The organism is Microbacterium saccharophilum, from assembly GCF_007992455.1.
Taxonomy (GTDB): Bacteria; Actinomycetota; Actinomycetes; order Actinomycetales; family Microbacteriaceae; genus Microbacterium; species Microbacterium saccharophilum.
The window spans coordinates 48,242-61,076 of record NZ_BKAH01000005.1; the positions used below are offsets into that span (position 1 = coordinate 48,242).

Annotated in this window: 8 protein-coding genes; 5 read left to right on the forward strand and 3 right to left on the reverse strand. The window is 71.8% G+C overall.

The genetic code is table 11. The features are described from left to right. Positions 1-112: 112 nt before the first annotated feature. Positions 113-1,507, forward strand: coding sequence for an MFS transporter (locus MSA03_RS06960; protein ID WP_028496853.1), 1,395 nt, complete (start codon positions 113-115; stop codon positions 1,505-1,507). 56 nt (positions 1,508-1,563) lie between these two features. Here the strand turns inward: MSA03_RS06960 and MSA03_RS06965 are convergent, their stop codons facing one another. Continuing rightward, complete coding sequence (locus MSA03_RS06965) at positions 1,564-2,289, reverse strand: IclR family transcriptional regulator (RefSeq protein WP_028496852.1); 726 nt, start codon at positions 2,287-2,289, stop codon at positions 1,564-1,566. A 148-nt stretch (positions 2,290-2,437) separates the two neighbouring features. On the opposite strand from MSA03_RS06965, the gene MSA03_RS06970 reads away from it, so the two are divergent. Next, positions 2,438-4,321 carry an FAD-binding monooxygenase gene (locus MSA03_RS06970; RefSeq protein WP_147050157.1) on the forward strand — a complete coding sequence of 628 codons (1,884 nt, stop codon included), beginning with the start codon at positions 2,438-2,440 and terminating at the stop codon, positions 4,319-4,321. 43 nt (positions 4,322-4,364) lie between these two features. Here the strand turns inward: MSA03_RS06970 and MSA03_RS06975 are convergent, their stop codons facing one another. Further along, entirely contained in the window at positions 4,365-6,017 is a 1,653-nt protein-coding gene (locus MSA03_RS06975) for a thiamine pyrophosphate-binding protein (protein ID WP_028496850.1), read from the reverse strand. A 291-nt stretch (positions 6,018-6,308) separates the two neighbouring features. Between MSA03_RS06975 and MSA03_RS06980 the strand changes: the two genes are divergently transcribed. Then, positions 6,309-7,781: an NAD-dependent succinate-semialdehyde dehydrogenase gene (locus tag MSA03_RS06980; RefSeq protein WP_147050158.1), complete on the forward strand. Its 1,473-nt coding sequence runs from the start codon at positions 6,309-6,311 to the stop codon at positions 7,779-7,781. A gap of 74 nt (positions 7,782-7,855) precedes the next feature. Beyond that, the gene (locus tag MSA03_RS06985; protein WP_147050159.1) at positions 7,856-8,935 is read left to right on the forward strand and encodes a winged helix DNA-binding domain-containing protein; all 1,080 of its coding nucleotides are present in this window, start codon (positions 7,856-7,858) and stop codon (positions 8,933-8,935) included. Positions 8,936-8,951: 16 nt separating this feature from the next. On the opposite strand, the gene MSA03_RS06990 is transcribed toward MSA03_RS06985, so the two are convergent. Next, entirely contained in the window at positions 8,952-10,391 is a 1,440-nt protein-coding gene (locus MSA03_RS06990) for an XRE family transcriptional regulator (RefSeq protein WP_147050160.1), read from the reverse strand. Positions 10,392-10,513: 122 nt separating this feature from the next. Between MSA03_RS06990 and MSA03_RS06995 the strand changes: the two genes are divergently transcribed. Further along, positions 10,514-12,400, forward strand: a complete 1,887-nt coding sequence (locus MSA03_RS06995; RefSeq protein ID WP_147050161.1) for a phosphoenolpyruvate carboxykinase (GTP) — start codon at positions 10,514-10,516, stop codon at positions 12,398-12,400. Positions 12,401-12,835: the final 435 nt, after the last annotated feature.

The following is a 12,835-nucleotide window of genomic DNA, read 5'->3' on the forward strand; positions in this document are numbered from 1 at the left end:
CTCGCTCTTGCGTCGTATCCGAAATCGTATATGATCGACACCATCGAGGCAAGCACGACTCGATCGCCCACACCAGACAACGTCGTCGACACTGACACAGGAGTCACCCGAAATGAGCGCAACCCCGTCCGTCCCCCGATCCGAGGGATTCACCCCGACCGGCACGATCGCCAGTCACGGCGACCGCCGTCGCGTCGTCTTCGCGACCGTCGTCGGCACGACCGTCGAGTGGTACGACTTCTTCCTGTACGCCTCCGCCGCGGGCCTCGTCTTCGGGGCGCTGTTCTTCGAGCCGGCCGGCAAGGAGTTCGGCCAGATCCTGTCGTTCCTCACGGTCGGCATCAGCTTCCTGTTCCGGCCGCTCGGCGCGTTCCTGGCCGGCCACCTCGGCGACCGCTACGGCCGCCGCCTCGTCCTCATGCTGACGCTCATCCTCATGGGCGTCGCGACGACCCTCGTGGGCCTCCTGCCCACGTATGCCGCGATCGGCATCGCCGCGCCGATCCTCCTCGTCTTCCTGCGCATCCTGCAGGGCATCTCGGCCGGTGGCGAGTGGGGCGGCGCCGTCCTGATGGCCGTCGAACACGCCCCCAAGAACAAGCGCAGCCTCTTCGGTGCGTCGCCGCAGCTCGGCGTGCCCCTCGGTCTGCTCCTCGCCAGCGGAATGCTCGGCCTCATGGCCCTCATCGCCCCGGGCGACGCCTTCCTCGAGTGGGGCTGGCGCGTGCCGTTCCTGCTGAGCTTCGTCCTCATCATCATCGGCTACTACGTGCGCCGGAAGGTCGAGGAGAGCCCCGTCTTCCTCGAGCTCGCCGAGCGCAAGGAGAAGAGCCGGATGCCGATCGTGCAGCTCTTCCGCAAGCACGCGCTGCTCGTGATCATCGCCGCCTTCGTCTTCGCGGGCAACAACGCCGCCGGCTACATGACGACCGGCGGATACATCCAGCGCTACTCCACCGACCCCGAGGGTCCGGTGGGCCTCGCGACCGCCGACGTCCTCGGCGCCGTGACCATCTCCGCGGTGTCGTGGCTCGTCTTCACGTGGCTCGCGGGCTGGATCGGCGACAAGATCGGCCGGCGCAACACGTACATCATCGGCTGGGTCCTGCAGCTCGTCGGCGTCATCGCGCTGTTCCCGCTCGTGAACACCGGCAGCATCGTCCTGCTCGCACTGGGCCTGGTCATCCTCACGGCCGGCCTCGGCTTCACCTACGGGCCGCAGGCGGCGCTGTACGCGGAGCTCTTCCCCGCCAGCATCCGCTTCTCCGGCGTCTCGATCTCGTACGCGATCGGCGCGATCCTCGGTGGCGCGTTCGCCCCCACGATCGCGACGGCGCTCGTGCAGGCGACCGGGACGACCACCTCGGTCACCTGGTACCTGGTCGGCATGACGCTGCTCGGGCTCATCGCGACGCTGCTGCTGCGGGACCGCAGCGGCATCCCGCTCGGCCCGGACCACGAGGAGGAGCAGGCGAAGAGCCCCATCTACGGGGTTTCCCACGCCTGATCCGCGGACGGATCGGAAGGACCGCGACGCGACCGGCGTCGCGGTCCTTCCGCGTCTCAGCCCTCGAGGGCCTCACGGATGGCGGCGGCCGAGCGGTGCAGGCGTGCCGCGATGTCGGCGGAGGCCGGAGCGCCGCCGACATGCACGACGGCGATCGCGGCGGGCCGGCTGCCGCCGCGCAGGCGCAGCGGCACCGAGACGGCCTGCACGGTCGGGATGACCTCGTCGTGACTCGTCGCGTAGCCGCGGATCGCAGCCTCCGCGATCTCGTCGCGCAGAGCGTCGCCCACCGCCACGACCGGCCAGTCGCGCGGCGGCAGGGCCGACAGGATCGCCTTGCTGGGGGCGCCGACGGTGATGGGATGCCGTGCGCCGGGGCGCTGCGCGACGGAGGCCACCGCGTGCCGCGGCTCGACGCTGGCAAGGGTGATGCACTCGTCGCGGTCGAGGATGGCGAGGAAGCACGTCATGCCGAGCTCGTTCGCGACGGCGGTGAGCTCGGGGAGGGCCTCGGACTGCAGGTCGGGCGCGACGCCGGCCGCGAGGGCCGCCATCCGCGCGCCGAGCGCGAGTCGTCCCGCGGAGTCGCGGGATACGAGGGCATGACCCTCGAGCGTCCGCACGAGGCGGTAGGCGATGGAGCGGTGGACGCCCATGAGCCGGGCGACCTCGTCGATCGTGAGCGGCTCGCGGGCGTCGGCGAGGATCTCCAGGATCCGGATGCCACGGCTGAGGGTCTGGGACGCCGGGGCCTCGGTCGGCGGGCGGCGGTCGTCGGCCATCGGCATCCCTTCGCTCCCGCTCACCCTTGCGGGCGGGGAGGCGGTCGTATACGATCTGTTCAATAGTAGAACGGTGCGTTCGAATATAGAACACGCCGATCGAAACCACAACCCTCGACGCCGCAGTCCGAGGAAAGGATCGACGACGATGCAGTTCCACCACCACGGGTACATCTCCGCGGACCCCCGCCACCTCCCCGCAGCCGGCACCGGCATCGACCGTCCCGCCGACCTGCCCGACGAGATCGACGTGCTCATCGTCGGTTCGGGCCCCGCCGGCATGCTCCTGGCGGCCCAGATGTCGCAGTACCCGACGGTCACCACGCGGCTCATCGAGCGCCGGGAGGGACGTCTCGCGATCGGCCAGGCCGACGGCATCCAGGCGCGGAGCGTCGAGACCTTCCAGGCGTTCGGGTTCGCCGAGCGGATCATCGCCGAGGCGTACCGGATCACCGAGATGAACTTCTGGGCGCCCGACGCCGCCGACCCGTCGAAGATCGTCCGTACGGCGCGCGCCGACGACGACCCGGCCGGCATCAGCGAGTTCCCCCACCTCATCGTCAACCAGGCGCGCGTGCTCGACTACTTCGCCGAGGTCGCCGTCGACTCCCCGGGACGCATCACGCCCGACTACGGCATCGAGTTCGTCGGTCTCACGGTCGGCGAGGGGGAGTTCCCCGTCGAGGTCGTCGTCCGCTACGTCGCCGGCGATCGGGCCGGCCAGGAGCGGACGGTCCGCGCCAAGTACGTCGTCGGCTGCGACGGCGCCCGCAGCCGGGTGCGCGAGGCGATCGGCCGCAAGCACATCGGCGGACAGTCCCAGCACGCGTGGGGCGTCATGGACGTCCTCGCCGTCACCGACTTCCCCGACATCCGCACGAAGTGCGCGATCACCTCACAGGCGGGCAGCATCCTGCACATCCCGCGCGAGGGCGGCTATCTCTTCCGCATGTACGTCGACCTGGGCGAGGTGCCGGAGGGGGACAACGGGCGCGTGCGCGCGACGCCGCTGGACACGATCATCGCGAAGGCGAACGACATCCTCTCGCCGTACACGCTCGACGTGAAGGACGTCGCGTGGTGGTCGGTGTACGAGGTCGGCCACCGCGTGACGGACAAGTTCGACGACGTCGAGCCCGGCGCCGACCACGCGCCGCACGTCTTCATCTGCGGCGACGCCTGCCACACCCACTCGGCCAAGGCAGGTCAGGGCATGAACGTGTCGATGCAGGACGGCTTCAACCTCGGCTGGAAGCTCGGCGCGGTGCTCACCGGCCGGGCGCCGGAGAAGCTGCTGGAGACGTACTCCGCCGAGCGGCAGGTCATCGCGCAGAACCTCATCGACTTCGACAAGGAGTGGTCGACCCTCATGGCCAAGAAGCCGGAGGAGTTCTCCAGCCCCGAGGAGCTCGCGGAGTTCTACACCTCCACCGCGGAGTTCCCCGCGGGGTTCATGACGCAGTACACGCCGTCGATGATCATCGGCGAGGCGTCGCAGCAGGACCTCGCGACCGGGTACCCGGTGGGCAAGCGGTTCAAGTCGCACGCCGTCGTCCGCATCGCCGACACCGTCCCGGCCCAGCTCGGGCACCATGCCCGCGCCGACGGGCGCTGGCGCATCTACGCCTTCGCCGACCGCGACGCCACCGCACTGCGCTCCTGGGCGGAATGGATGGGCACGGCACCGGAATCGCCGCTGCAGACCTTCACGCCCGCCGGCACCGACCCGGACAGCGTGTTCGACGTGAAGGCGATCTACCAGCAGGACCACGCCGAGGTCGAGATGGGCGACATCCCGGCCGTCTTCCTGCCGCGGGTGGGGCCCTTCGAGCTCATCGACTACGAGAAGATCTACGCCGCAGACCCCCGCGACGACATCTTCGAGGCCCGCGGCATCGACCGGGGCGGGGCCGTGGTCGTCGTCCGCCCGGACCAGTATGTGGCGCACGTGCTGCCGCTGTCGGCGACGCAGGACCTGGCCGCGTTCTTCGCGCAGAACATGCTCCCCGCGCACGCTCCCGCGACGGTCTGACACCGCGCGCGCCGCGCCCGGCGGCGCGCGCCGGCGTCCCCGGTCAGGAGTTCACGCGGATGATCTCCTGCTGGTACGGCGCGACGACCGACGTCGAGACGCGGCAGTCCAGCAGCAGGAACGGGCGGTCGGATGCCGGCTGCTCCGCCCACCGCGCGAGCGCATCGAGGTCGTCGAGCGTGCGCACGACGACACCCTCGGCCCCGACCGCCTGGGCGAGCCCGGCGAAGTCGACCTCGGGGATGAGCATCGGCTCGCGCGCCAGACCCTGCAACCCGTACAGGTTCACCTCGGCGCCGTAGGCGGCGTCGTTCCAGACGACCGCGACCCCCCGGCCGCCCGCGACGCGGACGGCCGACTCGAGGTCGGCGAGGGCCATGAGCCCGCCGCCGTCGCCCGTCGTCAGGACGACGGTCGACGCCGGCTTGGCGAGCGCGGCGCCGGGCACCGACGGGAATCCCAGTCCGATGGACTGGTACGCCGTGCCGACCATGAGCATCCGGTCCGGCGACGCGACGGGCCAGTACATGTTCGCCCAGCCGATGAAGTGCCCGCCGTCCGAGACGACGACGCGGTCCTCGGGGAGGAGCTCGCCGATCCGGGCGGCGACGGCGCGCGGGTCGAGGCGACCGTCGGCGGCGAGCTCGTCGCCGCGCTCCTGCGCCCGCAGCGGACCGAGGTCGACGCTCTCCCGCCAGCCGCTGGGCTGCGCGTCCAGATCGCCCAGGGCGTCGACGAGGGCGCGGGCTGCGACGGCGGCATCGGCGCGGAGGAACCGTCCGACGTGCGCGTGCGTCGCCGCGGGGGCGGTGTCGATCTGCACGACGAGCGTGCCCGGGGCGAAGAGGTCGCCGAAGCGCATCGTGAACTGGTTCAGCGAGGCCCCGAACACCACCGCGACGTCCGCCTCGCGGACCAGCTCCATCGCCCCCTCGGCGCCGAACCCGCCCGTGACCCCGAGGTCGAACTCGGTGCGCGGGAAGACGCCGCGTCCGAGCGCCGTCGACGCCGTCACGGCGCCCGTCAGGTCGGCGAGTGCGCCGAGCGCCTCGCCGGCGCCCGAGATCCAGGCGCCGTGCCCGGCGAGCAGGAACGGGCGTCGCGCGCCGGCGAGCGCGCGTGCGAGGTCGGCGACGGCGGCACGCGCGAACGGGGTCGTCGGGGCGAGCGGCGCGGGCCGCTGCGGCTCCGGGGCGGGGGGCACCGGCCCGGCGTCGAGCTTCGCGACGTCGTACGGGATCGCGAGGACGGTCGGCACGCGGTAGCTCAGCGCGTGCTCGATCGCGATGACCGTGGTGGCCGCGGCATCCGCCCGCCCCACCGTGTAGGTGCGCGCGCCGACGGCCGACGCGAGCGCGATCTGGTCGACGTCCCACGGGCGGGGGCCCGAGGTCGGCTCGTCGCCGACCACGAGGATGAGCGGCACGTGCGCCTGCACCGCCTCGGCGAGCGCCGTGAGCGTGTTCGTGAAGCCGGCGCCGTACGTCGCGGTCGCGGCGGCGAGCCCGCCGCCGGCGCGGTGATACGCGTCCGCCGCGACGACACCGCCGGCCTCGTGGCGCATCGCGGTGAAGGAGACGTCGGTGGAGCGCTCGAGCGCATCGAGGAGATACGCGTTGCCGTTGCCCATCACGCCGAACACGTGATCGATGTGGCGGGCGAGGGTGTGGGCGACGTGCGCGGAGACGGTGGGCACGGAAGGACCTCCGGAAGACGGGACGGATGCGGGGGAGCCGTATGTGTCTCGCGCGCCCGGTCCCGTGCGGATGCGGCGTCGCATCGCGCGAGCCGGGACGGCTGCGTGCCCATTTTTCGAGCACCGGCGGGCAGAAGCGCCGCCGGACGGTCCGAGTATACGGGCGGGCCGGGGGACTCCCCGCTCGGGGGTCCGGGCCGTGCGCCCGCTCGACGGACGCGCCCGGGGCGGCTAGGATCGTATACGATCTACGTGGATGCGGAACGGCATCCCATCGACGAGGGAGTCACCGTGAGCGAGAACCGCGAGACCGCACTGCTGGCGAACGTGCCGGACGGACTGTTCATCGGAGGCCAGTGGCGTCCGGCCGAAGGCGGCGCGACGCTGTCCGTGTCCGACCCCGCCACCGGCGCCGTTGTCAAGGAGATCGCGAGCGCCTCCGTCGCCGACGGGAAGGCGGCGCTCGATGCCGCCGTCGCGGCCCAGGACGCGTGGGCGGCCACGCCCGCCCGCCAGCGCGGCGAGCTGCTGCGTCGGGCGTTCGACCTCCTGCAGGAGCGCAAGGAGGACTTCGCTCTCCTGATGACGATCGAGATGGGCAAGCCGCTCGCCGAGGCGCGCGGCGAGGTCGCCTACGGCGGCGAGTTCCTCCGCTGGTTCGGCGAGGAGGCGCCCCGAATCCAGGGCCGGTACGGCGCCAACCCCGAGGGCACCGGCCGCATGATCGTCACGCAGCACCCGGTCGGGCCGTGCTTCCTCATCACCCCGTGGAACTTCCCGCTCGCGATGGCCACCCGCAAGATCGCGCCCGCGCTCGCCGCCGGGTGCACCGTCGTGATCAAGCCGGCCGCCCTGACCCCGCTCACGACCCTCGCGTTCGTCCAGCTGCTGGAGGATGCCGGGCTTCCGGCCGGCGTCGTCAACGTCGTCACGACGGCCTCCTCGGGACCCATGTCCGAGGCGATCATCCGCGACCCGCGGCTGCGCAAGCTCTCCTTCACCGGCTCGACCCCCGTCGGGCAGAAGCTTCTCGAGCAGGCCGCCCACGGCGTGCTCCGCACCTCGATGGAACTCGGCGGCAACGCCCCGTTCGTCGTGTTCGAGGACGCCGATCTCGACAAGGCCGTCGACGGCGCGATCGCGGCGAAGTTCCGCAACATCGGGCAGGCCTGCACGGCGGCGAACCGGTTCATCGTGCACCGCTCCGTCGCCGACGAGTTCGCCCGCCGCGTCACGGAGCGGGTGCAGGGCTTCCGCTCGGGCCGCGGCACGGAGGACGGCGTCGTGATCGGCCCCCTCATCGACGACAAGGCGGTCGCGAAGGCCGACCAGCTCGTCCAGGATGCCGTCCAGCGCGGCGCGACCCTCCGCACCGGGGGCGCCGAGATCCCCGGCGACGGCTCGTTCTACCAGGCCACGGTGCTCTCCGACGTGCGGCCGGGCAGCGACATCCTGCGCGAGGAGATCTTCGGACCCGTGCTCGCCATCATCCCGTTCGACGACGAGGACGAGGGCGTCCGCATCGCCAACGACACCGAGTACGGCCTCGTCTCGTACGTCTACACCGAGAGCCTCACGCGCGGTCAGCGCATGATCGAGCGCCTCGCGACCGGGATGATGGGCCTGAACGTCGGCGTCGTCTCGAACGCGGCCGCACCGTTCGGCGGCTGGAAGTTCTCCGGTCTCGGCCGTGAGGGCGGCGCGGAGGGCATCCACGAGTACCTGCAGACGAAGTACACGCTGACGCCTGACCCGTTCGCCTGAGTCGCCCGGCGACGGCGACGGCGCCGGCGACGAGACGGATGCCGGATGTCCGCGCCACGGGGCAGGATGGCGGCATGGACGTCGTCCGCATCCGGGCCGAGCGGCTGCGCTCGCACCGCCTGAGCGCTCCGGTGGCCTCCGTTTCGGAGGCCGCCGGTCACATGCTGGCGACGCAGGCGCAGGAGTTCTGGGGCGGGCGGTGGGCGCTGGCCGCCCGCACGCGCGGGCAGCCGCGACTGTCCGACGTGGATGCCGCCTTCGACCGAGGCGAGATCGTCCGGTCGTGGACCATGCGCGGCACGATCCACGTCATCCCGGGCCGCGACCTCGGCTGGGTCCTGTCGCTCACCGCCGAGCGGCAGCGCCGCCAGGCGGCGGCCGTGCACCGCCGCGAGGGGATCGACCTCGACGAGCGAGGACGGGCGGAGGTCGCGGCGCGCGCGGCGCTCCGCGGCGGAAACCGTCTGACCCGCAGGGAGCTGTTCGCGATCTGGGACGCGGCCGGCGTCTCGACGGCCGGGCAGCGCGGGTACCACCTCCTCGTCGCGCTGTCGCTCAGCGGCATCCTGTGTCAGGGTCCGGTCGTCCCGCGCGACACCGGTCCGACACGGGAGCAGTACTTCGTCCTCGTCGATGACTGGGTGACGGATGCCGTGACGCCCGCGGACCCGCTCGCCGAGTTCTTCGTGCGGTTCATCGCCTCGCACGGGCCGGCCGGCCCGCGCGATTTCGCGTGGTGGTCGGCGCTGCCCCTCGGTGACGCACGTCACGCGGCCGAAGCGGCCGGCGACCGCCTCCGCGTCGTGGCCGACGAGCCGGAGCCGCAGTACGTCGTCGCCGCACCCGCCCCGCGGCGGGGGACGGGCATGCCGGAAGTCATCGCCCTGCCGCCGTTCGAGGAGTACTACCTGTCCTACGTCGACCGCACGGTCCCGTGCGCGCCGGAGTTCCTCGCGGCGATCGGGCCGAGCATGAACGGCATCGTCCGGCCGATCCTCGTCGCAGGTGGCGAGGTCGTCGGCGTCTGGACCCATTCGGTCGCCGTCGGCCGGCACACCGACGACCCGGTGCCGGAACTGTTCGTCCCGGGTGCCGCGAGCGCGGCGCAGGTCGCGGCGGCGCTGGACCGCTACCGTCGGTTCATCACCGGCTGACCGCGCGGCCGGCGGCTCACCCCTCGGCGTGACGGTCGAGGAACGCGTAGACCTCGCCGTCATCCACCCCCGGGAAGGCGCCGCGCGGCAGCGGCGAGAACATCTGCATGTGCACGCGGGCGCTCGGCCACGCCTTGTCCTCCCAGCGCGCCGTGAGGTCGGCGGGGGGACGTCGGCAGCAGGCCTCGTCGGGGCAGGTCGAGACGGCGCGCTTCGGGGTCTCGCGGCCGCGGAACCAGCGCGCGTCGTCGAACGGCACGCCGACCGTGATGGAGTACTCGCCCTCCGCCGTCGAACCCGTCTGGCTCGAGCACCAGAACGTGCCCGCAGGGGTGTCGGTGTACTGGTAGTGCTCCGTCGTCCGGTTCTGCTCGCCGAAGGCCGAGCGGGCGGCGAACTTGCGGCACACGATCTGGCCCTCCACGGCGCCGGTGACGTCCATCGGCAGCGGGAGTTCGTCGTTCTCGTAGACGCGGTTGATCGCGCCGGCGCCGTCGACGCGGAGGAAGTGCAGCTTGATGTCGAAGTGCTCCGTCAGGAGGTTCGTCATCCGCATGCCCGCCGCCTCGTGCGTGACGCCGAACGCGTCCCGGAAGTCCTCGACGGCCAGGTCGCGGTCCTTCTTCGCCTGGCTGAGGAACGCGACCGACGCCGTCTCGGGCATGAGGCAGCACGCCGCGTAGTAGTTGATCTCGAGCCGCTGCTGCAGGAAGTCGGCGTAGTCGGTCGGGGGCGTGTGCCCCAGCAGTCGGTGCGCCATCGCCTGCAGCGCCATCGAGCGCAGGCCGTGCCCGCCGGGGATCGATGCGGGCGGCAGGTAGATGCGCCCGTTCGCCATGTCGGTGACCGAGCGGGCCGAATGCGGCAGGTCGCTCGCGTAGATGAGCTCGAAGCCGAGCTGCTCGGCCATGATGCTGACGCTGCGGTGGGTGAGGGCGCCGGAGACGTGGCCCGCCGCCCGCAGCTGCTTCTCGGCGAGCTTCTCGATGTCGCCGAGGTAGTTGTTCCGCTCCCGCATCCGCAGCCGGAGCTCGGTGTTGGCGCGGCGCGCCTCCTCCGGCGTCGCGATGGCCTCGCGCTCCCGGCGCTGCAGTTCGCGGTGCAGGCCCAGGATCGTCTCGATCGTGTCGTCGGACATCGTCTTCGTCACGCGCACCGGCGGGATGCCGAGGCGCCGGAAGACGGGGCTGGACTGCGCGCGGTCGAGCTCGAGCTCCAGCGCTGCACGCCGGTTCGGCGGCTCTGTCGAGAGCAGGTCGGAGACCTCGGTGCCGGTCGCGCGGGCGATCGCCTGCAGCAGCGACAGCTTGGGTTCGCGCTTGCCGTTCTCGATGAGGCTCAGCTGACTCCCCGCGACGCCGACGATCGCCCCGAGCTCGTCCAGCGTGTAGCCGTGCGAGACCCGGTGATGACGGATGCGGTGGCCCAGGGTGGACAGCTCGAAGGAGGAGGGCATTCCTTGAATATATCGAAAGAATGCGGATTCTTGATCCTCGCTCGGGCGGTAAGACGCCCGGAGGCGGCGGCACAGTGGAAGAGGAACGACGATCTCGTCCCTCGAACTCGAAGGAGACCGCCATGGCCCTCGCCGATATCTTCACCCGCCCGACTCCGACCCAGCGGCCGACCGCGCCGGCCGCAGCCTTCGGGGCCCGCCCGCAGCTGGCGGGCGAGGGGATGGCGAAGCTCTATGCGTGGGTCGAGGAGATCGCCGCGTTGACCGAGCCCGCCCGCATCCACTGGGTCGACGGCTCCCGCGGCGAGAACGAAGCGCTGCTGCGCGAGATGGTCGACGAGGGCAAGCTCATCAAGCTCAACCCGGAGTGGCGGCCCGGGTCGTACCTTGCCCGCTCGCACCCGAGCGACGTCGCCCGCACCGAGGCTCGCACCTTCATCGCCTCCGAGCGCGAAGAGGACGCCGGCCCCACGAACAACTGGGTCGCCCCGGATGAGATCCGCGCGACCATCACGCCCCTCTTCAAGGGCTCGATGCGCGGCCGCACGATGTACGTCGTCCCGTTCTCGATGGGCGCCGTCGGCGGCCCGCTGTCGCACATCGGCGTGCAGGTGACCGACAGCGCGTACGCGGTCGCCTCCATCGGCATCATGACCCGTGTCCGCGCGAGCGTCGTGGAGCAGATCGCCGACGGCAAGCCGTGGGTCAAGACGGTGCACTCCGTCGGCGCCCCGCTGGCGCCCGGCCAGGAGGACGTCGCCTGGCCCTGCAACGACGAGAAGTACATCGTCCACTTCCCCGAGACGCTCGAGGTGTGGTCGTACGGCTCCGGCTACGGCGGCAACGCGATCCTCGCGAAGAAGTGCTTCGCGCTGCGCATCGCCTCGGTGATCGGCCGCGACGAGGGCTGGCTCGCCGAGCACATGCTGCTGATCCGGGTCATCGACCCGCAGGGCAAGGCCTACCACGTGGCCGCGGCCTTCCCGTCGGCGTGCGGCAAGACGAACCTCGCGATGCTCCGCCCCACGATCCCGGGCTGGCGCGTCGAGACGCTCGGCGACGACATCGCCTGGATCCGCCCCGGCGAGGACGGGCGCCTGTGGGCCATCAACCCGGAGGCCGGGTTCTTCGGCGTCGCGCCGGGCACCGGCGAATCGACGAACGTCACGGCCGTCGAGACGCTCTGGGGCAACACGATCTTCACGAATGTCGCCCTCCGCCCCGACGGCGACGTCTGGTGGGAGGGTCTCACGGATGAGGCTCCCGACGAGCTGACCGACTGGGAGGGCAAGCCCTGGACCCCGGCATCCGGACGGCCGGCGGCGCACCCGAATTCGCGGTTCACCGTGAGCGCAGGGCAGTGCCCGCAGATCGCGCAGGACTGGGAGACCCCCGAGGGTGTCCCGCTGGATGCCATCCTCTTCGGCGGCCGGCGCGCCACCAACGTGCCCCTCGTCGTCGAGGCCACCGACTGGACGCACGGCGTCTTCCTCGGCTCGAACATCTCCTCCGAGCGCACCGCCGCCGCCGAGGGCACCGTCGGCGAGCTGCGCCGCGACCCGTTCGCGATGCTGCCGTTCTGCGGCTACAACATGGCCGACTACTTCGGTCACTGGCTCAAGGTCGGCCAGTCGCTGCGCTTCGACCGCGCCCCCCGGATCTTCCAGGTCAACTGGTTCCGCAAGGGCTCGGACGGCCGGTTCCTGTGGCCGGGCTTCGGCGACAACTCGCGCGTGATCGACTGGATCATCCGTCGTGTCGACGGCACCGTCGGCGCGGTGGACAGCCCGATCGGACGTCTCCCGAAGATCGAGGACCTGAACCTCGACGGCATCCACGTGCCGCAGGAGGACCTCGACGAGCTGTTCGCCGTCGACCCGAACCTGTGGCTGCAGGAGACCGACCTCACCGAGGAGTTCTACAGCACGTTCGGCGGGAAGGTGCCCGCGCCCCTCTACGCCGAGCTCGCGGCGCTGCGGTACCGCCTGAAGCGCGCGCAGCTCGCCTGACCCGCGTCGACGATGCCCCGGCCCCGGCGGGCCGGGGCATTCGACTTGCCCCGGCTGCGTGGCATCCGCGGCCGAATCTGCGGCCGGGTTTCGCCCGCGCCGAAGTGCGGGTCGCGCCGCCTTGCACCCACCATTCGGCGCGGGCGAATCTGCGGCCCGGGTTTTGCCCGCGCCAAAGTGCGGGTCGCGCGGCCTCGCACCCACCATTCGGCGCGGATCAGCGGTGAGCGTGCGCCGCGGCGCGGCTCTCTGTGCGGCGAGTGGATGCTGCTGCCCACGCCGCGTGTTGATCCGCGCCGAAGTGCGGGTCCCGCGGCTTTGCACCCGCCATTCGGCGCGGACGAATCCGCGGCCCGGCTTTCGCCCGCGCCAAAGTGCGGGTCCCGCGGGCCAGCACCCGCCACTTGGCGCCGATCAGCGCGCCCGCCCCCCCGG

Excerpts from the sequence above, each read along its gene's own strand:
- MSA03_RS06960 (WP_028496853.1), top strand. The coding sequence starts at position 113 with ATGAGCGCAACCCCGTCCGTCCCCCGATCCGAGGGATTCACCCCGACC.
- MSA03_RS06990 (WP_147050160.1), bottom strand. The coding sequence starts at position 10,391 with ATGCCCTCCTCCTTCGAGCTGTCCACCCTGGGCCACCGCATCCGTCAT.
- MSA03_RS06970 (WP_147050157.1), top strand. The coding sequence starts at position 2,438 with ATGCAGTTCCACCACCACGGGTACATCTCCGCGGACCCCCGCCACCTC.
- MSA03_RS06995 (WP_147050161.1), top strand. The coding sequence starts at position 10,514 with ATGGCCCTCGCCGATATCTTCACCCGCCCGACTCCGACCCAGCGGCCG.
- MSA03_RS06985 (WP_147050159.1), top strand. The coding sequence starts at position 7,856 with ATGGACGTCGTCCGCATCCGGGCCGAGCGGCTGCGCTCGCACCGCCTG.
- MSA03_RS06965 (WP_028496852.1), bottom strand. The coding sequence starts at position 2,289 with ATGGCCGACGACCGCCGCCCGCCGACCGAGGCCCCGGCGTCCCAGACC.